Origin of the sequence: Edaphocola aurantiacus (assembly GCF_019797745.1) — a bacterium.
Lineage (GTDB): Bacteria > Bacteroidota > Bacteroidia > Chitinophagales > Chitinophagaceae > Edaphocola > Edaphocola aurantiacus.
The window spans coordinates 922,205-943,663 of the sequence record NZ_VOSI01000002.1; the positions used below are offsets into that span (position 1 = coordinate 922,205).

The 21,459-nt window shown below is 42.7% G+C and carries 17 protein-coding genes and 4 tRNA genes; 12 read left to right on the top strand and 9 right to left on the bottom strand.

Annotation, left to right across the window (positions count from 1 at the left end):
- Nucleotides 1–146 precede the first annotated feature (146 nt).
- The 7 genes from FTD44_RS08535 to FTD44_RS08565 all read left to right on the top strand — a co-directional run bounded on the left by FTD44_RS08535 (nt 147) and on the right by FTD44_RS08565 (nt 4,537).
- Nucleotides 147–219 (top strand) — tRNA-Thr (locus tag FTD44_RS08535).
- Between the two features lie 55 nt (nt 220–274).
- A tRNA-Tyr gene (locus tag FTD44_RS08540) sits at nt 275–357 on the top strand.
- A gap of 38 nt (nt 358–395) precedes the next feature.
- Nucleotides 396–468 (top strand) — tRNA-Gly (locus FTD44_RS08545).
- A 103-nt stretch (nt 469–571) separates the two neighbouring features.
- Nucleotides 572–643: transfer RNA gene (locus FTD44_RS08550), tRNA-Thr, on the top strand.
- Nucleotides 644–841: 198 nt separating this feature from the next.
- Nucleotides 842–2,029, top strand: a complete 1,188-nt coding sequence (gene tuf / locus FTD44_RS08555) for an elongation factor Tu (protein WP_129020584.1) — start codon at nt 842–844, stop codon at nt 2,027–2,029.
- A gap of 135 nt (nt 2,030–2,164) precedes the next feature.
- Entirely contained in the window at nt 2,165–4,030 is a 1,866-nt protein-coding gene (locus FTD44_RS08560) for an HNH endonuclease signature motif containing protein (RefSeq protein WP_222166044.1), read from the top strand.
- A 93-nt stretch (nt 4,031–4,123) separates the two neighbouring features.
- A complete protein-coding gene (locus tag FTD44_RS08565; protein WP_129020586.1) occupies nt 4,124–4,537 on the top strand; it encodes a hypothetical protein in 414 nt (137 codons plus the stop codon).
- 65 nt (nt 4,538–4,602) lie between these two features.
- On the opposite strand, the gene FTD44_RS08570 is transcribed toward FTD44_RS08565, so the two are convergent.
- From FTD44_RS08570 to FTD44_RS08585, 4 genes are all read right to left on the bottom strand, one after another.
- A complete protein-coding gene (locus FTD44_RS08570) occupies nt 4,603–5,202 on the bottom strand; it encodes a superoxide dismutase (RefSeq protein WP_129020587.1) in 600 nt (199 codons plus the stop codon).
- Nucleotides 5,203–5,304: 102 nt separating this feature from the next.
- Nucleotides 5,305–7,038 (bottom strand): gliding motility-associated ABC transporter substrate-binding protein GldG, encoded by a 1,734-nt coding sequence (gene gldG, locus FTD44_RS08575; protein WP_222166045.1) that lies wholly within the window; start codon nt 7,036–7,038, stop codon nt 5,305–5,307.
- A gap of 48 nt (nt 7,039–7,086) precedes the next feature.
- Nucleotides 7,087–7,743 (bottom strand): bifunctional nuclease family protein, encoded by a 657-nt coding sequence (locus FTD44_RS08580; protein WP_246625376.1) that lies wholly within the window; start codon nt 7,741–7,743, stop codon nt 7,087–7,089.
- 69 nt (nt 7,744–7,812) lie between these two features.
- The gene (locus FTD44_RS08585; protein ID WP_222166046.1) at nt 7,813–10,386 is read right to left on the bottom strand and encodes a DNA gyrase/topoisomerase IV subunit A; all 2,574 of its coding nucleotides are present in this window, start codon (nt 10,384–10,386) and stop codon (nt 7,813–7,815) included.
- Between the two features lie 140 nt (nt 10,387–10,526).
- Here FTD44_RS08585 and FTD44_RS08590 point away from each other — a divergent pair, with 140 nt between their 5' ends.
- Nucleotides 10,527–12,209 carry a S41 family peptidase gene (locus tag FTD44_RS08590; RefSeq protein ID WP_222166047.1) on the top strand — a complete coding sequence of 561 codons (1,683 nt, stop codon included), beginning with the start codon at nt 10,527–10,529 and terminating at the stop codon, nt 12,207–12,209.
- Nucleotides 12,210–12,296: 87 nt separating this feature from the next.
- A complete protein-coding gene (locus tag FTD44_RS08595; protein WP_222166048.1) occupies nt 12,297–12,950 on the top strand; it encodes a DUF5606 family protein in 654 nt (217 codons plus the stop codon).
- A gap of 65 nt (nt 12,951–13,015) precedes the next feature.
- On the opposite strand, the gene FTD44_RS08600 is transcribed toward FTD44_RS08595, so the two are convergent.
- The 3 genes from FTD44_RS08600 to FTD44_RS08610 form a co-directional block, all read right to left on the bottom strand.
- Nucleotides 13,016–13,807 carry a C40 family peptidase gene (locus FTD44_RS08600; protein ID WP_222166049.1) on the bottom strand — a complete coding sequence of 264 codons (792 nt, stop codon included), beginning with the start codon at nt 13,805–13,807 and terminating at the stop codon, nt 13,016–13,018.
- Nucleotides 13,808–13,872: 65 nt separating this feature from the next.
- On the bottom strand, nt 13,873–14,745 hold the full coding sequence (locus FTD44_RS08605; RefSeq protein WP_222166050.1) for a uroporphyrinogen-III synthase: 873 nt from the start codon (nt 14,743–14,745) through the stop codon (nt 13,873–13,875).
- A gap of 75 nt (nt 14,746–14,820) precedes the next feature.
- Nucleotides 14,821–15,717: a DUF4271 domain-containing protein gene (locus tag FTD44_RS08610; protein ID WP_222166051.1), complete on the bottom strand. Its 897-nt coding sequence runs from the start codon at nt 15,715–15,717 to the stop codon at nt 14,821–14,823.
- A gap of 160 nt (nt 15,718–15,877) precedes the next feature.
- Here FTD44_RS08610 and FTD44_RS08615 point away from each other — a divergent pair, with 160 nt between their 5' ends.
- Nucleotides 15,878–17,299: a CCA tRNA nucleotidyltransferase gene (locus FTD44_RS08615; RefSeq protein ID WP_222166052.1), complete on the top strand. Its 1,422-nt coding sequence runs from the start codon at nt 15,878–15,880 to the stop codon at nt 17,297–17,299.
- 56 nt (nt 17,300–17,355) lie between these two features.
- Nucleotides 17,356–17,946: an LURP-one-related/scramblase family protein gene (locus tag FTD44_RS08620; protein WP_129020596.1), complete on the top strand. Its 591-nt coding sequence runs from the start codon at nt 17,356–17,358 to the stop codon at nt 17,944–17,946.
- Nucleotides 17,947–18,021: 75 nt separating this feature from the next.
- Here the strand turns inward: FTD44_RS08620 and FTD44_RS08625 are convergent, their stop codons facing one another.
- Both FTD44_RS08625 and FTD44_RS08630 read right to left on the bottom strand, forming a co-directional pair.
- Complete coding sequence (locus FTD44_RS08625; protein ID WP_222166053.1) at nt 18,022–19,920, bottom strand: porin family protein; 1,899 nt, start codon at nt 19,918–19,920, stop codon at nt 18,022–18,024.
- Nucleotides 19,921–19,925: 5 nt separating this feature from the next.
- The gene (locus FTD44_RS08630; RefSeq protein ID WP_129020598.1) at nt 19,926–20,474 is read right to left on the bottom strand and encodes an RNA polymerase sigma factor; all 549 of its coding nucleotides are present in this window, start codon (nt 20,472–20,474) and stop codon (nt 19,926–19,928) included.
- 342 nt (nt 20,475–20,816) lie between these two features.
- Here FTD44_RS08630 and FTD44_RS08635 point away from each other — a divergent pair, with 342 nt between their 5' ends.
- Complete coding sequence (locus FTD44_RS08635) at nt 20,817–21,446, top strand: hypothetical protein (RefSeq protein WP_222166054.1); 630 nt, start codon at nt 20,817–20,819, stop codon at nt 21,444–21,446.
- Nucleotides 21,447–21,459 lie beyond the last annotated feature (13 nt).

Here is a 21,459-nt window from a genome sequence, read left to right on the forward strand (position 1 = left end):
AGGCGTGTAATGCCCGCTGAAAAGGGACTTTGAAAAAAAATTTGAAAAAAAAGCAAAAAAAGTTTTGCAGATAAAAAAAGGTTTTCTACCTTTGCAATCCCAAACGGGAACAAAGTTCTTTAAGAAAATAAAAAACGAAGTAACGCGCCGCTTTAGCTCAGTTGGTAGAGCAGCTGATTTGTAATCAGCAGGTCGCTGGTTCAAGTCCGGCAAGCGGCTCTTATTGAGGCGAAATTTCGAATGTGTTTATTCATGTTTTAAGCTAGTCTCACTAGGGTAGGTGGCCGAGTGGTTAAAGGCGGCAGACTGTAAATCTGCTCACTCACGTGTACGGAGGTTCGAATCCTTCCCTGCCCACATTTTTTATTTAGCGAATAGCACTCTTTAGTGCTTTTGCGGGAGTAGCTCAATTGGTAGAGCGACAGCCTTCCAAGCTGTAGGTCGCGAGTTCGAGACTCGTCTCCCGCTCATTATTGTAGTCTGAGATGAATTGTCGTATGGTATGTTAATAGTTGTTCACAACGGCAGCCCTACCGCAGTTCATTTTTTTTGACAATAAATCCAACAACAAGCTGTTGTAGCTCAGTGGTAGAGCACTTCCTTGGTAAGGAAGAGGTCGGCAGTTCAATCCTGCTCAACAGCTCTTAATAATATACTTTCTTTGCCTTGTTTTAAACAAGACGGAGTGCATAAATTAAGATGATGATTTTTTAATATTGTTTTACAATTAAAATTTGTACAATATGAGAAAATATGCATATATTTGCACTCTGTTTTGAAAAAGGGCAAAACAGAAAGTGTATATTTTAACGTTTAACACAACTCTTTAAAAAAAATAACAATGGCAAAAGAGACCTTTAACAGGGAGAAACCCCACGTAAACATTGGTACAATCGGTCACGTTGACCACGGAAAAACAACTTTAACAGCTGCTATCACTTCTGTATTAGCATCAAAAGGTATGGCTGCTAAAAAAGGTTATGATGAAATTGATGGTGCTCCAGAAGAAAGAGAGCGTGGTATCACGATCAACACTGCACACGTAGAGTATCAAACTGAAAATCGTCACTATGCACACGTTGACTGTCCGGGTCACGCCGATTATGTAAAAAACATGATCACTGGTGCTGCTCAGATGGACGGTGCTATCCTGGTAGTAGCTGCTACTGATGGTCCGATGCCTCAAACTAAAGAGCACATCCTGCTGGCTCGCCAGGTAGGTGTACCTCGTATCGTAGTTTTCATGAACAAAGTTGACTTAGTTGACGATCCTGAGATCTTAGAATTAGTTGAATTAGAAGTTCGCGAATTATTATCTAAATATGATTATGATGGAGATAACACTCCAATCATCAAAGGTTCTGCATTAGCAGGTCTGAACGGTGATGCTGCTGGTGTAGCTCAAATCGAAGAGTTAATGGCTGCTGTAGATGAGTACATTCCTCTGCCTCCACGTGCTGTTGACCAACCATTCCTGATGTCTGTAGAGGACGTATTCACTATCACTGGTCGTGGTACTGTTGCTACAGGTCGTATCGAGCGTGGTGTGATCAATGTAGGTGATAACGTTGAAATCGTTGGTTTCAATGAGTCTCCTCTGACTTCTACTTGTACTGGTGTAGAAATGTTCAAAAAATTATTGGATCGTGGTGAAGCTGGTGATAACGCTGGTCTGCTGTTACGTGGTATCGATAAGAAAGATATCCGTCGTGGTATGGTAATCGTTGCTCCTAAATCTATCACTCCTCACACTGAGTTCAGAGGTGAAGTTTACGTTCTGTCGAAAGAAGAAGGTGGCCGTCACACTCCGTTCTTCAACAAATACCGTCCTCAGTTCTACTTCCGTACTACGGATGTAACTGGTGAGTGTATGTTACCAGAAGGTACTGAAATGGTTATGCCTGGTGATAACGTAAACCTGTTCGTGAAACTGATCGCTCCTATCGCTATGGAGAAAGGTCTGAAATTCGCGATCCGTGAAGGTGGTCGTACAGTAGGTGCTGGTCAAGTTACCGAAATCGTTAAATAAGAAATATCATTCTTATATACAAAAGCTCCCGTTTTACGGGAGCTTTTTTTATGTACCCCACCCATCCTTTTCTCTAAAGGAAATATGGGCTTAATATTGGATAATTATTTTTGTGCTATATTAATAATCAGATATATGTATAAGAGTATTTGTACACTTGCTTTTATAATCATTTCTGCGTTCAGTACATTGGCGCAGTCAGGTAGCTATTATACTGGCACACAGAACCTGCAGGGGTATCGTCTTAAAACTAAACTGCATGATATTGTAGCCCATAAGACCATCAGCTGGAACTATGGAGACCTTCCTTCTTTCTATCAACAGACAGACAGGGACCTGTATTATGAAAATGACAGCTCCTTGCTGGATATATATTCCGAAAATCCTGTCGGCCTTGATCCTTATAATTACTATTATCAGAATAACAGCCTGATCAGTGGTGCATCAACCGAAGGCCTGGGCTGGAACAGGGAGCATATCTACTCCCAGAGTTTCTTTAATAGTTATTATCCCATGTACTCTGACCTGCACTTTATTTTGCCGACAGATGCACGTGTTAACCAGCGTAGGAGCAATTATCCGTATGCGAAGGTGGGCAATGCAGCCTTTACCTCATTAAACGGCACAAAGGTCGGGCCATCTGCCACGGCCAATTATACCAATACGGTTACAGAGCCTATAGATGAGTTTAAGGGAGATGTAGCACGCATGCTCATGTATGTAGCAGTCCGTTATGAAAACCTCTTGCCGTTTTTTGAATATGCCAATGTGCGTAACCCGATAGACAGTCTTTCTGAAAAGTCGTTTAAGGATTGGTATATACCCTTACTTTTGAGCTGGAACCAGCAGGATCCGGTATCGCAAAAAGAGATGGAGCGCAACAATGCGGTATATGCCATACAAGGTAACCGCAATCCGTTTATTGATCACCCGGAATGGGTACAATCTATCTGGGGTAACCTTCCTAATGATAATACTGTGCCAGACGCGCCTTTCCAGGTGGTAATGCAGGAGAAAGGCAAGCGCTTCATCACTATTGAATGGCCATATGTACAGGGCGGGAATATTGCTGGCTATGAAGTATTGCTGAATGGAAATTTCGTGGGCTCTACGCAAGGTCTTATTTATACTTTTGATCAGCTGACCGAAAACACAACTTACGATATTACCGTGCGTAGCTATAGTACAAGCTATGTGAAAAGTGCTTTAGCGCCTGTCCTCTCTGTAACTACAACAGCAACTGATACTTTTGCAGGCGATCTGCTGATCAGTAAACTGATTACCGGCTCTGCATATAATAAGGCTATTGAGATCAGTAATGAGACGGGGCATCCTGTAGACCTGAGACATTATTACCTGAATATGCGCCAGGAAAATAATACTTCAGGGGCTTTATACTGGTCATCAAACAAGATCCAGCTGGAAGGTATGCTGGCGCATGGGCGAAAGCTGGTCATCATCAATCCTCATGCGCAGCTGACCTGCTTTACAGTAGATAGTGCAGATATTGTTTCCAATGGATTGCCTATGAATTTTGATGGTACACTTGCTATTGATTTATTACATGATAACGCTACAATCGATCGTATAGGCGATGCTTCTGTACGAGCAAACTTTGCCACTGGCTGTAGCCTTTATCGTAAAAGTTCAGTTACATCACCTGCCGCTTTGTATGATAGTACAGAATGGAATACGTACCCATTAAATTACTGTGACGGACTGGGAAATCCTCCTGAAGAACCGACCAGGATTACTAGCACCGTGAAAGAGTCATTGAATATTTATCCGAATCCCGTAGCAGCCGGCAGCTATATTTATGTGGAAGGAAAGTCTTTAAACCATGTAAAAGAAGCACTGCTACAGAATATAGATGGCCGCATACTTGCGAGGTATAAAAGCCCTTTCCGTAAGACTGGCAGCATACAGCTCCCTGAGCAGCTGGTACCTGGTGTGTATATATTTAGGATCGACGGACAAGGTTATAAACTTTTGGTGAAATAAAAACTTTAAATGAAATATACCGGTTATATATGAATTTTCATTTAATGTGAATATATTTGTAATGCATTCACATTCACCCTAAAAACAAAAATTATGAAAAAGGTATTATCACTGATGCTGCTTCTGGCAGCTTCTACCGGTTTATGGGCACAAAAAGGCCAGGTATGGCCAAGCGAAACCCGTCAGGAATTTGAAATTGATGAAAACGGCAAGATCACCAAAGAATATGCCGCAGCCGATTACAATTCCTATTATTTATTCATCAACAATAATGAATTCGTTCATTGTACGGGTACCATTACCAGTCTGTATAAGATTGTGAACCGTAAACAAAGAGATGGCGGAGTAGAGTATTCTGTTGTAAGCGAAGTGGGCAATAACTACCAGATGTTTTTTCATGAAAAAGATAAGTACATTGTATTATCCTCTCGCGACAAAGGTTTCAGTGTGTATATAGAATGTAAAGCACCATATACCACACAAGTCTTTGACAATATCAATCGTTAAACAATTATAAAAAGTAATGGCCTGATCTTTAGATCAGGCCATTACTTTTTATAATTGTAAATATATTACAGCGCAGCTTCGTAGCGTTTGCTTACTTCTGCCCAGTTGATTACATTCCAGATAGCAGACAGGTAATCAGGACGTTTGTTCTGATATTTCAGGTAGTAAGCATGTTCCCATACATCAATACCCAGTACCGGAGTACCTTTTACATCAGCAACATCCATCAGCGGATTGTCCTGGTTAGGAGTAGAGCTTACTTCCAGTTTACCGTCTTTTACGATCAGCCATGCCCAGCCACTACCGAAACGGGTAGCACCTGCAGTAGCCAGTTTTTCTTTCAGGGTATCCATACCGCCTAATTCAGCAATAGCAGCCGCTAATTTTTCAGAAGGCTGGCTACCGTTGTTGCTCAGGATTTCCCAGAACAGACTGTGATTATAGTGACCACCACCGTTGTTACGTACAGCAGCAGGGTATTTAGAAATATTGGCCATCAGATCTTCCAGGGAAAGATCAGCAGCTTCAGTTCCTTCGATCGCTTTATTCAGGTTGTCAACATACGCTTTATGGTGGCGATCATGGTGAATCTCCATAGTTGTAGCGTCGATATGCGGTTCTAAAGCATCGAATGCATATGGTAATGCAGGAAGTGTGTGTGCCATAATGTGTTTATTTATTTTTGTTTTTAAATTAATCTCTATACAAATGTAGCTGTAAAATGCCTTTCCCTTTATTGATTAATAATATTTTAAGATTACCAAAACCTATTTGCCGGTATATTTACGCTTGCGGATAAAGGTATAAATCAATGCCAGTAAGCCTACCAGGATCACCGGTACTGCAATTGCAATCATCTGCCACTGGCTTCTCTCCGCCTCTATGCGCTTAGGGTCCAGGATACGGTTTTCAAAAGATTTCTCTCTTGCTGCCAGCAGGTTCTGATCATCTACCAGGTAAGTCATTGCATTTTGCAGGAACGTAATATTGTCGAATCGATAAGACTTATTGAAACGGTATACACCCATATCCATCGGGCGCTGCTCTTCTTCAGATACTTCATTCAGCAGGATATCCGCATCGCTCAGTACAATAATTTTACTGTTAGCAGGCGCAGCAGGCTTCAGGATAATAAGGTTTGCCGCCATAAAGTTAGCCACTTCATTACTATACTGTCCATTGAATGCTGAAGTGAAAGCCCCTTCAAGTAAGGCTGCTACAACTAAATTCTTTTTGGTGAAGGTCGCCGGGTTCGGTTCTTCCAGTATGGTTTTGAACATAATAACAGCTGGCGCTCCTTCTGTTTTGGAATAAGCAGAAGTAGTCAGCAGGGCGGTCTTCTTAATATTATTGTTGTTCTTATTAATATCGATACTGCTGGCAAAACGGGCAAATACCCCATCCAGGTTTTTGGAAATAGGATGCCCTTCTGCACCTGGTTGTAAAATCGGGAAGTATGGCCAGGAGAACATTTTAGGCTGTGCCTGTCCTTCTGAATTGACTGGTATACCCGCATTTGACGCGGCATCCAGCACCAGGTCATTATTGATGCGTACACCATAATGGAACAGCATATCATTCAGCTTCAGATCTACAGGCATAGCCATGAAGGTTTCCTTCTTTCTGAAACTATCGATAGAGGCCTGCACAGGATCAATAGCGAAGATAACTTTACCACCGTTCATGATATACTGATCGATTTTGAACTGATCCAGTTCGTCGAAAGCCTTGAATGGGCGGTTGATGATAACCGCTTTGTAATGCTTGGGATCAATCGCTACCTGGCTTTGCAGGTTTACCGTATCCAGTCCGTATTGTGCACCAATGGTTGCAAAGAGGCTCGCAATTTCCGGGGTGAAAATTTCATCATTACCGGTAAGGTAGGCTACAAAATCCTGCTGATCTTTCTGCAGGTTCATGATTGTATTCGCCAGGTTATATTCCAGCAACATTTCTGATCTGCTCAGGATTGTTTTGGACAGAACCATAGAGTTGGTCTGCTGCAGGAATACAGGAGTAGCCCTTTCCGGGGCACCATTGTCCGGTTTGTAGCGCACCAGGGCCCATGGGTAAACCATCTTCTGCTCCGAGCCACCGCCCTCACCGTTAATGGTTACCGGATAGCCGGTAATGTGGTAGCGTGCCAGGGTGCCGATTACAGCCGTATCATTTCCCTCAGTTGGGTCAACAAAATCGTAAGTGATGCGCTGCCCGCTATTGTTACTGAAAGTTTTCAGCATCTCCTCGGTACTTACAGACAGGTTCTTAAACGCTGCAGGAATCTTTTTTCCTTTCAGGAATACCGTGATATGGACTTTCCCTTTCAGCGATTTCAGGAACTGATGTGTAGCCTCTGTGGTAGAGTACTTTTTGTCTTTAGTCAGATCCAGCTGAGCATACCAGCGGTATGCAGCGATGTTTACTATAATCAATAAAGCAATTACTCCGAGTAATCTGAAGAGTAATTGCTTTTTCTTGTTGTTTGATATATTATCAGACATACGAGATGTGTTCTTTAAATATAAAGGTGAATGTTCCGGAATAAATAACTAAGATCCTGCCCCGCGTGTGCGCAGTTCATCTCTGAACTGTATGGCCAGATCATAATCTTCATTATCCAGTGCTTTCTGCATCATTTCTTCCAGTTCTGCAATCGTATAATGGCTTAAGCTGGATTTAGGCAGCGCCTTTTTTGGGGCTTCCTGTTCTGTTTTGCCTGTTGGCGCAGGAGTCGGTGTGCTGCTGCTGTCCGCTGCCGGAGACTCTGTGCTTTCTTCAGGTGTATCCGTTTGGTCTTCGTTAAATCCGGCTGCTTCGTTGAGGATATTCTCGTAAGTATAAATCGGGCATCCGCAGCGGATCGCCAGAGCAATCGCATCAGATGTACGGGAATCAATTTCAATCACATCGCCATCACGCTCACAGATCAGCAAAGCATAGAAAATGCCTTCAGACAACTTGTAAATAACCACTTCCTGCAGGTCAATCTGGAAAGAAGCAAGTACGCTGGTCATGAGGTCATGTGTCAGCGGACGTGCAGGTTTGATCTGCTCTAATGCTACCGCAATGGACTGTGCTTCGTAGCTTCCGATCACAATAGGGATACGCCTTAAACCACCTACCTCACCCAATACTACAGCATAAGACTGCAATTGCGTAACACTACTGGATAAGGCAACTATTTCTAATGGAATCTTATTCATCATAACAATTCTAATACATCAACAGCATTAGCCGGACGGTAAAGCTAATGAATTATTCAGTTTTTATTAAATTTAAAATAAAGTTGGGGCCGCATTTACCTCTCCTTCATCATGGTGTTCTTCTTCCTGAGAAGCCTCCTCCGTTACAGGAGGATAACTGTCTTCAATTTGGATAAGATCGTTGTCGCAAAGTTTAATACCAATCGTTTTCCAACCGGTTATTTCTACCTGTTCTGCTGGCTTCCATTCTGTACCCACAGCATCGGCTTTCTTCTTGCCATTGAATACGAGTAAAGTCGGGTTAGGGTGAACGGTTACAAATTTGAGATAGTTCTTATTGCCCTCTTTAATAAACAGGAATTTATTTTTTAAGGTCTGGGTTTCTATGCGGAAACGCTTAATGTTGAACTGTTTCTTATCGTTGTCGAAGTATACTGCAGTGATCGGATCCTGTGGCGACCATTTGTCTATAGCCAGGATAGAATCGGTTTCGTAGCGGTTGCTCAGGTCAAAGTCCGTCAGCTCATAGTATCCGTCTTTATAGAATACGATGATACGGTCTTCGGTATTGAAACTGCCCAGCAGTCTGCCATAACCATCTGTATTCAGACGGCCCACCTGCTCATCATACCAGATTTTAGGAGCCGATAAGGTACTTCTTCCCTGCTCTTTAAATTTGATCTGGCGTACCGGGTATTTCGTTACCTGGTTACCCTGAGAGCTGCGGCCTTTAATGCCCAGTTCTTCAAAATAGAAATCGAAGGTTTTGATCCTTGCAGAGCTGCCCGGCGATAAAGTAATACTCACCACTTCAGCTTCACCATTCGGATTAGCCGTAAAGTACACTACTTTGCTGCCCTTATTACCTTTGGTCAGATCATATTCCTTGTCGCGGGTAATACCGGTCACATTGAATCTCTTGCCATAAATGATGCCACTGATGCCATCCATGTACATCATGTTATACGTCGTACGTTCATCATTCTTGCGGAATACATCTACATGCAGAATGTCTTTGCCCACAAAGGTTTTGTCGGCCATTTTTGTAATCTGCATAATACCGTCTCTGCGGAAGATAATGATATCATCCAGGTCAGAGCAGTCACACACAAACTCGTCTTTCTTTAATGACGATCCGATAAATCCTTCCTTACGGTTTACATACAGTTTAGTATTGGCGATGGCCACTTTAGTGGCATGAATAGTATCAAATACTTTAATCTCCGTTTTGCGCTCTTTACCTTTTCCGTACTTCTTCAACAGGTTTTCATAATATGCAACAGCAAAATCGGTCAGGTGTTCAATATTGTGCAGCACAGTATTGATCTCCTCTTCCACATTTTTGATATGCTCATCAGCTTTAAAGCTGTCAAATTTAGAGATACGCTTGATCTTGATCTCCGTCAGTCGGATAATATCTTCCTGAACAATCTCTCTTCTGAACATAGATTTGTAAGGAGCCAGACCTTTGTCGATGGCCTGCAGTACCCCTTCCCAGGTCGTTTCTTCCTCGATGTCGCGATAGATACGTTTTTCGATAAATATTTTTTCCAGAGAAGAGTAGTGCCAGTCATTTTCCAGTTCCCGGAGTTTAATCTCCAGTTCTTTTTTCAGCAACTCCTTCGTCAATTCTACAGAACGCCTCAGCAGATCAGATACCCCGACAAAGTGAGGTTTATCATTGATGATGATACAGGCATTCGGAGAGATAGAGATCTGGCAATCGGTAAAGGCATACAGTGCATCGATCGTCTGATCTATAGATACACCTTGTGCCAGTTGTACAACCAGTTCTACTACCGCAGCGGTATTGTCCGTTACGCTCTTGATCTTGATTTTTCCCTTTTCATTGGCTTTCAGAATGCTCTCAATCAGTCCGGAGGTGGTTACACCATATGGTACATCACGGATAGCCAGGCTCTTCTTATCCACCTCTTCTATACGGGCACGCACCAGTACTTTACCGCCACGCATACCATCATTATAATTGCTGATGTCTGCCATGCCTTCGGTAAGGAAGTCAGGATACAGCGTAAATGGTTTGCCCTTCAGGTGTTTGATAGAAGCGTCGATGAGCTCTAGAAAGTTGTGGGGTAATATTTTGGTAGACAGACCTACTGCGATACCATCTGCACCCTGTGAGAGCAGCAGTGGAAACTTCATAGGCAGTGTGGTCGGTTCATTCTTACGGCCGTCGTAACTTAATTGCCATTCCGTAGTTTTAGCATTAAAAGCCACATCCAGTGCAAATTTGGTCAGTCTTGCCTCAATATAACGGGCTGCCGCTGCACGGTCACCCGTACGCACATCTCCCCAGTTACCCTGAGTTTCAATCATGAGGTCTTTCTGCCCCAGGTTGGTAATGGCATCTCCGATACTGGCATCACCATGCGGGTGATACTGCATCGTCTGCCCTATGATGTTGGCCACCTTATTAAAACGGCCATCATCCATTTCTTTCATAGCATGCAGGATACGGCGTTGTACCGGCTTAAGCCCGTCCTCTACCGCAGGTACTGCACGTTCCAGTATTACATAACTTGCATATTCTAAAAACCAGCTCTGATACATTTTGTCAATAGAGGCGGCATTTTCTTCATGCGGCACCTCTTGTGACTGCTCTTCCGGTAATTCCATTTCACTCATTACGATCAGTATAAATTTAGATTGCGAAAATAATCAAAATCGGGCAGAAATCCGGCCCCGTTAAACCCATCCTAATTTAAGTATTTACCTATGCTAATCAATTAAAATCCTTAATTTGCTGTTTCAAAACCATAATTACTATGTATTGGAGCAGGAAAATAGCCCTAAGCCTGAGCCTGTGCGGCTTCAGCATGGGTGCTTTTGCACAGTTCAACAACGATGAGGCAGATAAATTCTTTGAAATCTCTAAAAATCTGGAGATCTATACGAATGTGTTGAAGGAGTTAAATACCTTCTACGTTGATCCCATCAACCCCGGAAAAATGACCAAAACGGGACTGGATGCAATGTTGAACGAACTGGATCCTTATACCAATTTCATCACCGAAGCCGAGGCGGAGGAGTTTGAAATGCAGTTTAACGGAAAATACGGAGGGGTAGGTACCACCGTAAAAATCGATTCTACCGAAAATATAATTGTGGAAGCCATAAGACAAGGCAGTCCCATTGATAAAGCTGGTGTAAAACCAGGCGATATCATTATCTCTATAGATGGCAATGCCGTAAAGGGCAAAAAGGACGAAGAAGTTGGTCTATTGCTTAAGGGAGCGCCCGGCACTAAACTCACTATGGTACTGCAGAATCCGGTAACGAAAAAGCAGTTTACCAAAGAGGTTACACGTGAGGAAATTACAATTCCCGCTATCCCTTATTATGGCTTTGTAGATAAAGACAAACAGATAGGCTATGTGCTGCTCTCTCAGTTTACACCAAACTGTGGCCGCGAAGTGCGTAATGCCCTGGATACCCTTAAAGCACAGGCCAATGGTGGACTTAAGGGTATTGTACTGGACCTGAGGGGTAACCCCGGAGGTCTGGTTACGGAGGCAGTTAATATCTGTAACCTTTTTGTGGAAAAAGGAAAGATGATTGTAAGCACCAAGGCCAAGCACCAGGAGTGGAGTAAAGAATACAGTGCCAGTAATGAGCCATGGGATGTAAGTATACCCCTGGCTGTGCTGATCAACGGAAATTCTGCCTCTGCCTCTGAAATTGTATCCGGTGCGCTGCAGGATCTGGATCGTGCAGTCATTATCGGAAGCAAAAGCTTCGGTAAAGGCCTGGTACAGGTAGTGCGCCCGGTAGGCTATAACTCGCGCCTGAAAGTAACTACAGCCAAGTACTACATTCCTTCCGGACGTTGTATACAGGCATTGGATTACACCCACCGTAACGAAGATGGTACCGTAGCTGCTGTGCCGGATTCCTTAAAGAAAGCCTTTAAAACAAACCTGGGCAGAGTGGTATATGACGGTGGTGGTATTGAGCCCGATGTAAAGATCGAAAGTGAATATTACAGCATACTGTCTGCACAGCTGATGAAAGATGATTACATCTTCAACTATGTAACAGACTATTATTACAGCCATCCTACCATTGCACCGGCAAAGGAATATCGCTTCTCTGATGCGGATTACACTGACTTTCAGTCCTGGCTGGTTAAGCGTAAGTTTAAATACGAAACCCGTAATGAGTATATCCTGAGTGCGATGAAGAAAAATGCAGAAGAAGAAAAGAACTTTGACGGCATTAAAAATGAGTACAATACATTGCTGGCAAAGATAGAGGCAGAAAAGAAGCAGGACTTTATCAAAAACAAGTCGGAATTGCAGGAATTGCTGTCCTCTGAAGTGGTATCCCGTTACTATTATCAGAAAGGGCAGATCGAGAATCAGCTGAATAATTATAACGCTGCGCTGAAAAAAGCAGTAGAGTTATTAACCACCAATACAGCGGAGTATAAAAAAGTATTAAAAAAATAAAATAAATGTAAACCGTGCATAGGGCATGATATTTAAAAAAAATGCCCTAAATTCGCACCCTCAAATCTTTATATTAAACATTTAAAAATGGAATATAGACAAATTGTAGCAGTAACCGGCTTGACAGGACTATATCAATTAGTAAGTACAAAGAACGATGGTGCTTTGGTACGCAGCTTGGCAGATAAAAGTATCAAATTTGTATCTTCAAGATTACACCAGATCACTCCTTTAGAGAGTATTGAAATCTATACTTACAGTGACAATGTTCGTCTGCACAACGTGTTAGAGAGCATGAAAGAGAATGATGCTGCTATCACTGAGCTGGTATCCGGTAAAAAGGCTGCTGCAAATGATATTAGAGCATACTTTGCTACAGTATTGCCTGACTTCGATCAGGAGCGCGTATATACCAGTGATATCAAAAAAATCATGAAATGGTATGAGCTGCTGAAAGCAAATGACTTACTCAACTTCGAAATATACAACCAGCAAATGGCTGATATGGATGAAGAAGTAATGGAAGAAGAGGCTTCTGCTGAAGAAGCGCCTAAGAAAGCCGCTAAGAAAGCAGTTGCGAAAGAAGAGGGTGAAGAAAAACCTGCTAAGAAAGCTGCTAAGAAAGCAGTTGCCAAAGAAGAAGGTGAAGAAAAACCTGCTAAGAAAGCCGCTAAGAAAGCAGTTGCGAAAGAAGAAGGTGAAGAAAAACCTAAGAAAGCAGCTAAAAAGAAAGAAGATTAATTATTTCGCTTATAGCAATAAAAAAACGGAGCATCATATGGTGCTCCGTTTTTTTTATTGCTGTTTTAAGCAGGAAGTATTCGTTTTATAATGCGCAGCTGATGTGTGCGTTTTTTATGCTTAACACTAATGATGCCGCCATTATCTATTGCATCAACTACTACACCGCCGGCAATCTCTGTAGCGTGTATAATCGTGTTACTGTCCAGCAGCAGGCCTACATGATCAATGAAGCCTTCTGCATTATCAAAAAAGGCCAGGTCGCCACATTGCGCTTCCTGTAAGAACCCTACAGATTCTCCTACTTCTGATTGTTGTCTGGAATTACGGGGTATACGGATGTTCATCATTTTGTATACCATCTGTGTGAGGCCGGAGCAATCAATGCCCATGATCGAGCGGCCGCCCCATTGGTAAGGTGCGCCGTAATACTCCATAGCAGCAGCACGTATTGCAGCAGGATCGCTTGTCAGTTGTGCAACAGCTTTCTTCTTTCCCCTGAACTTAAGGGCAGACTGGTCCAGCCATTCGAAAGAACGTCTTTTTAAGGCAAAAAGATCAGATCCAGGAGAGAGTAGAATATTTCCGGAAGGTCCGGTCAGTTTATCACCTGTTGAGGTATTGACAAACTTATTCGGCTTACGGTAGGCTTTCAGTTCGATCAGCTGCATTTGCCCGGCGGGCACCCAGCCCTCATAGTGGTCCCAGTCACACACAATATACATCCAGTTGCCTTCCCGGCGCATGACTTCTGCACGCTCTCCGAATAATAGCTGGGATATGATAGGCGCATGATGAGAAGCCTCCGTCCTTAAAGGAGCCGCGGGTACTGCACAAACGACATAAGAAAAAATCATAGACTGATCTTACTGTGTTAAAAGAAAAAAGTGCAATAATCAATTATTGCACTCCTTGTATTCGATTATTTAGTGTTTTGCTCGGCAAGGAATCGGTCCAGTGCTGCTACCATAGATGGTGCACTAGGAACCGGTGCTTTGATTCTGACCTCCAGGCCCACATCTTCCAGTGCTTTCTGGGTGGTGCCTCCGAATCCGCCAAAGACAATGCCATTTTGTTTAAAGTCAGGATGCACACTCAGAATGGCTTCTACTCCAAATGGGCTGAACAGGATCATCGCATCATATTCAGTGCCTGTCTTCAGTATCGTCTCCATATCATTCGGTACCGTTCTGTACAATACCGCTTCTACAAATTGATACTTATTTTTGACCAGGCTTGGGGAGATGTCATTCTTGGTGTTTTCCGATACAGGGATCAGGAATTTTTCCGTATCCTTATATTTAGCCAGCACATCCATCAAACCATCTACAGAACCATCGGCAGAGAAGAATACTTTACGCTTACGGTACAGGATAAATTTCTGCAGGTACAGGGCGATCGCTTCTGTGATACAGAAATAACGCATTTCCTGTGATACTTTGAATTTCATCTCTTCACAGATACGAAAGAAGTGGTCTACGGCATTGCGGCTGTTCAGGATTACTGCATTGTATTCAGATAACTCTATTTTTTGCTTTCTGAATTCTTTTGCAGAGAACGGCTCCAGTTTAATGAACTGGTGGAAAGTGAGCTTCACATTATACTTACGTTCCAGATCGTAGTACGGAGATTTTTCACTCTCCGGCCTCGGTTGGGAGACAAGTATGCGCTCTACTTTTTTTACAGCAACTTTCTTTGCAGCAGCCTTTTTTGGTGATTCGGGCTTGTTATCTGCTGAAGTAGCCTTCTTAGCAACAACTGCTTTAGGGGTTGCAGATTTAGTAGCTTTTGCCATTTTCAGAGTTTATAAGTATAAACTAATTATTTATTTAACGCAAACTATAACGATCAGATACCGGGTATTATTACGCTATACTAAAGTATTGTAAGTAAGTTTGACCAGGATCGCTAAAGGCAATAATTCCGAGGCGCAAAAGTACATAAAAAAATGGAATTTGCTATATTGGAAAAATGAGCCTAATGAGCTCCATGATCGGGTATAGCGATTGATCAGCAGAATACCGGTGAGCATACAGGCTACAGCTAGTATTAAACGCAACCAGGACCCTTGTCCGAAAGCCAGTATAATAGCAAAAGGGAGTAATACTACAGATAAAATTTTATTGATCAGGAATACATTATAGGTATATGCTTCCGTAACCTGGTCTATTTTGAATACCCAGCCTACAAATTTTAATAATAAATACTTAATCAGGTATATACAGCCGACCATCAGGATCAGGCCGCACAGCACCATATTAGCGCTATAGTTCGATTCCTGGATAATATTACTTTGTGTAAACAACACTGCATAGAGGAAAAAGCCTATGGAAATGCTGAAAAAAATATTCATTGCCGCATTGGCCTGCACATTTTGCTCAATCTGCTCTCTGAGCTGGCGTTTGTTCATCATCGGGCTCATAAAGGCATTGTACAGGTGCCTGAAATAAGTAGGAAAGATGAGTCGCAGTATGCCTAGCACAAACAGCAGCAGCAAGACAAGGTAGAAGCTGGTTGTCTTATTCACAAAATGATGCGCTTTCTGTACCTGGTTGATGACCGTAACCTGCTTACCCAGCATCGGATGCCCGGCAAAGTAGCTGTAAAATGCAGAGTCAGCTTTAGCACGCACCACACTATCCGGGATGTTATACCCGTAAAGCGTTATTGCATGGACATCTGCACAATATAATAAACCCGTAAGGATCAGCAGCGGTAATAATATATATATGTATCGATTGTTCTGAAACAATTTCCCTGAAAACATTTTTTTAAGTTGCTGTACAAAAGTAAAGTTTTAATCTATACGGTGAGTGTATCTTACAGATTAAGGATTGTAAAATCCGGAGCTATTAAATGCATACAAATGATTAACCCTTAAGACATTTGCTTTACATATCTTTGCCAGCATAATTTAATTGTACATTTTGGAGATAAAGTATACCAGGGAAGAGCAGTTCATTATGGACGTAGTGGCTGAAGCCGCTGCTCAGGCCGGAGTGTCGGCTTACCTGATCGGGGGCTTTGTGCGGGATAAGATCCTGGGCAGGGCTACCAAAGATATTGATGTGGTTTGTGATGGCGATGGTATCGGACTGGCACATGCAGTTGCCGGGTTGTTGCCCAATCGCCCTAAAGTTGCCTTTTTTAAAAATTTCGGAACAGCGCAACTGATCATAAAAGGAATAGAAGTAGAGTTTGTAGGTGCACGGAAAGAGTCTTACCGTGCCCATTCCCGCAATCCGGAAGTCAGCCCGGGTACATTGGAGGATGATCAGAAAAGAAGAGATTTTACTATAAATGCGCTGGCCATCAGTTTGAACCGTGAGGACAAAGGCCGGCTGATAGATCCTTTTGACGGCTTGCTGGATATGGAGGATAAGATTATCCGTACCCCATTGTTGCCGGATCAGACGTTTAGCGACGATCCCTTGCGCATGATGCGGGCCATTCGTTTTGCCACGCAACTGCAGTTTCATATTGATGTAGCCTGCTTTGACAGCATTAAATCCCAGAAGGACCGGATTAAGATCATCTCCAAAGAGCGTATAGCCGATGAGCTGAACAAGATCATGATGAGTGCCAAACCATCTATCGGTTTTGATCTGTTGTTCCGAAGTGGATTGCTGGATATTATATTGCCACAGCTGGCAGCCTTATCTGGTACGGAGTATGTAGATAATAAAGGCCATAAAGATAACTTTTACCACTCCATACAGGTGCTGGACAATATAGTGCCGCATACAGATAATTTATGGCTGAGATGGGCTGCATTACTGCATGATATTGGTAAAGCCCCGACAAAGAAATATGAAAAAGGTCATGGCTGGACCTTTCACGGGCATGAAGTAGTGAGTGGCAGAATGATACCAAAAGTATTTGGTAATCTTAAGTTGCCCATGAATGAAAAAATGGAGTATACCCGTAAGATTATCGAGTTGCACCACAGGCCGGTCGCCCTTACCAAAGAGAATATTACGGATTCTGCCATTCGCAGACTACTGTTTGATGCAGGAGATGATATTGATGACCTTATGACATTGTGTGAGGCGGATATCACCTCTAAGAATGCACAAAAAGTAAAGCGGTACCTGGAGAATTTTGAGATCGTAAGAGAAAAGCTGAAAGAAGTAGAAGCGAATGACCAGATTCGTAACTGGCAGCCTCCGATCAGTGGAGAAGAGATCATGGAGACTTTCGGACTGGAACCTTCCCGCACAGTAGGCATCATAAAGACTGCTATCCGTGAAGGCATCCTGGACGGACATATCCCGAATAACTATGAAGGAGCGAAAGCATTTATGATTGCATTCGCCCGGCAGGAGTTAAAGCTGGAACCCCGGAACTAAAGCCGGCAACTACCCCTAAGTATAAAAACCTCTATTTTAACCTTTAAATAAAATCTATGTTATTTAAATTCTTTGAATCTGACAGCTACTTTATCGACGAGAAGGTAAACTTTCTCAAGTTCGAAAATGAGTACAAGATTTATGATGATCATGCAATCCAGATCGGCATGGTAAAACAAAAACTGAGCGGCGGCCAGAAAGCACTGCGCTTATTGCTGAACAAAGCTATGCTGCCGTTTCACCTGGAGATCCAGAACCACCAGGGCGAAGTACAGTCCAGTATCAGACGCGGTTGGACTTTCTTCATGTCTAAAATCTCTGTATTTGACGGGAATGAAAACCTGGTCGGAACCATTCAGCAGAAGTTCAAACTGTTCAAACCTACCTTTAAAATCTTCGACCCGCAGGGTATGCAGATCGCAGAAATAAACGGGGATTGGAAAGCCTGGAACTTTGCTATTAAAGATGCTTCAGGAAACCAGATCGGTTCTGTAAATAAGAAATGGGCTGGTATTGCAAAAGAATTCTTTACCACAGCAGATAAGTATAATGTAAGCATCGACCAGTCTTATCCGGAAGATAATAATAAAATACTGATTCTCTCCAGCGCAATCACCATCGACATGGTTTTGAAAGAAGCTAAATAAGCTTATTAATAAGATAAAAGTAAAGGAGTGCCAGATGGCACTCCTTTTTTTCGCTATGAAAGGGTTTATGGCGAATTATTTTCGGTCACTCATCATATAGATGACCTTATCTTTTTTACCCAGGAAGTAGAACAGGGAGAACTGTACATTAGGGTATTGGTATAATTGTGTAGACAGCTGAGAAGTCTTACTTACGTTTGTCCATAAAGTATGGCTTACACGCATATCCAGGCTTATGTTTTTCGACAGGTCATAAACAATACCTGCAGTATAACCCAGTCCCATGCGGGAACGGAAGTCCTGCTGATTGATCTTGCCGCCGCCAGACACCAGTGCTGTTTCAGACAGTACCGTTTTCGCCGATTCCATATCCTTGTTCAGGATAGAAGTATACTTAACCGGCGAGAAATAAGTAGCCTGTAATCCTCCGAAAACAGAGAACTTGCTCAGCTGGTATCTTAAGGTAACCGGAATCTCAAAGCTGGTGATGTTATCTAACTGATAGCTGTTTTGTTTGTTATATTCAGTAGCACTGTACATCGTTTGACCGTTAACTACAGTACTGGTCTGGTTTTCGTATGATTTAAAAGATTCCAGGATATTCTGAGGCAGTAAACCCTGGTGGCTGTATTTCAGCTCTGCACCTAAGGTCAGGCGCTCTTTTAATTCATAATAAGCACCGATACTGAAATGATAACCGGTAGGCATATAAGTGCTCAGGGTAGAGTTCATACCTATAGCAGCACTGAAGTAATAAGGCTTTTCCATGCTCAGGTAATTGCTCAGCACATCATAGAAATGCTTGGCAAAGCTACCTTTCTGAGCTGTAGTGCTGGCCACTTTATATTCACTTAAAGGGGCTACACTTACATTAGACTCAGCAACAGAAGCCGTATTATTATTACTTAAGCTTGGTGCCAGGATAGAAGCGGCTCTTGCTTTAACAAAGATGCCCGTGTTTCTGCTGGTAATTGCCAGCAGCTCCATTTTGTCCTGAGGGTTCAACGGGGCTAAAAATTTGCGGGTAACCCGTACATTTTTCACCGTGTCCATTACAACGCCGGCAACCTTCTGTCCCTTATCATCTTTGATCAGGTGACGTACCGCGTGAATCTCGTTTACCGTTTTAGATTGCTCTTTATACCATTCGTTTTGCTGAGTCAGTACAAATTTCTGTGTACTGCCTGGTACTACTGCTGCGTATTGCGTATCAGCAGGCTGTTTTGGAGTGTAAAGACTTTTATCAATAGTAGCCATAGCTTTTTCAGCCGCAGTTGTATTGAAATCTGTTTGTCCGGCAGCGGTTTGCTGTGGTAATCCGGCAAGGTTTTGAGTAATCTGATCATTCACCGCCAGGGCCTGCTGTTGCTGGGCAGCAGCCTGGTTGCGTTGCTTACGGGAACCATGTCCTTTAGCAGGCTGTACAGTAGCATTGCTATGTTGCACAGACGCAGTTCCTCCAATACCGGCTACACTATGGTTGCCCGATTGAGGGGTATTATGTTCAGCATTACTATGATTGGCGCTGGCATTGCTTCTGTTGCTCCGGTTGCCGGTAACAGCAGCATGATCTGCAGATGCAGCAGCGTTTACCTGTGCCACATCAGATGATGTAGCAGCTACTGATGCAGATGAAGCCGTTCCGTCCTGGGAAACACTATTGTGATCTCCTGTTACAGAAGAAGCATTTCCTGTGCCGGAGGCCGGGCTTCCCTGTTCCGTACTGGTCTCGCTGAACAATACTGGTCTGCTCTGGTTATACTGCCAGGTAACCGCAGTAGTGCCTATACCCAGCGTAAGCAGGGCCAGGGCCACATAACGGTTCAGGCTACCACCGGCCAAACCTCCGCCGGTAGTACCTGCAGACTCCAGCAGATGCTGCATATTGCCCCAGGCGCCGGGAGGAATACGCTCCTCACGATCCGGCTTACCCTTGAACAGGTCGTCTACCTTTATAAATTCGTTATTACTCACAGCAATTATTTTTTTAAATGTAAACCTTGCTTTTCTATTTTTTCCTTTAATATTTTCCTTGCTTCAGAAAGATACCATTTAGAGGTCCCTTCACTGATGCCAATGTGTTTCGATATTTCTTTATGGGACAGATCTTCAAAAACATACATGTTAAAGACCACGCGTGCGGTCTCGGGAAGACTGTATACCAGTTTCATCAGATCGTCATAATACATATTACTGGCAGCATCCTTCAGCACAAATTCATCCTTCTCTACTAGTAGTACATTATCACTATATTTTACCTGCGATTTTGCGAAATCCGATACAGAGTGGAACACAATTTTGCGTAGCCATCCCTCAAAAGATCCTTTAAAACCATAGCTGCCCATCTTTTGGAAAGCACGTAAAAAACCATTATTCAATATCTCCTCAGCCAGCTCAGAAGCCGGAAAATATCTGCGGACCATACCCATCATTTTAGGGTAGAATAGCTCATATAACTTCGCCTGTGCGCCGCGTTCATTGCGCACACAACCAGTTATTAACGCTTCCAGTTCGCTTGTACTTGTCAACACGTTATGATATGCCAAAGAAAATGACAATGTATTTAGATATTATTTGCTTGATTATAAAGACAGTGGGCCTTTATAAATAGGTTGGTAAATATAATCTTTTTTGCATAAATATTGTTTTTACTACTATGGTAGAGCCAGTTAATTGAAAATTTTTGACCATAATCTGCAAATTATCAATTAATTAAAGTTCGGTTAACGAATCAATAACAATAATTCATAACTACCTCAAAATTGTTATTTCAAGATTAACCCCGGGTTAATATCAAGTCTGACAATGGTAATGGTATGCTAACAGCCTGTTAATCTCGCCATCCTAATTTCGCGAAAAATTCACAGTATATGATTACGCTCATGAAAATATTGTACCGCAAGCTGGTGCAGGTAGTTGCCGGTATTGCTTTCATCAGTCTGACTTCTATGACTGTAGAGGCTGCAAAAGGACATGTATTGATTATCACTGCTGTAGATAATATAAAGTCCAATCATTACTATGATGACTATATCGCGAAAGAAATGGGCGTTGCGGTAGATAGCCTGGACTATTATTTTAACGGTTCTGTAACCCGTCACCTGCAAAGTCTTCATGAGGGTACGCTAGAATATATTTTATTACCGGAGACCGACCTGCCGGCAGTGAAAGATGATATAGAAATATCCGGAGAAGCAGAAGGTTCCGTTGCCTCTGTAGATAAAATGAGCCTGGAAGAATATCACTCCCTGCTGGAAAAAAATAAAACAGAATTCTTATTGGTCATCAATCAGCATTACCTGAAGAAGATGGAATCCGGTACAATGAACACCGTGTTTCATATTGTGAGTTATACTTTGTTTGATAAAGACAAGAAGCAGCTGAATACCTCCAGCCTGTATTACTCCACCATAAAACTGGACAAGCCCAACAAAATGGAATCTCAGTTAAGGAAGACCGCAACAAAGATGGCTTCCAAACTGGAGAAAGTAGTTTCCTGAGGCTGGTCCGGGA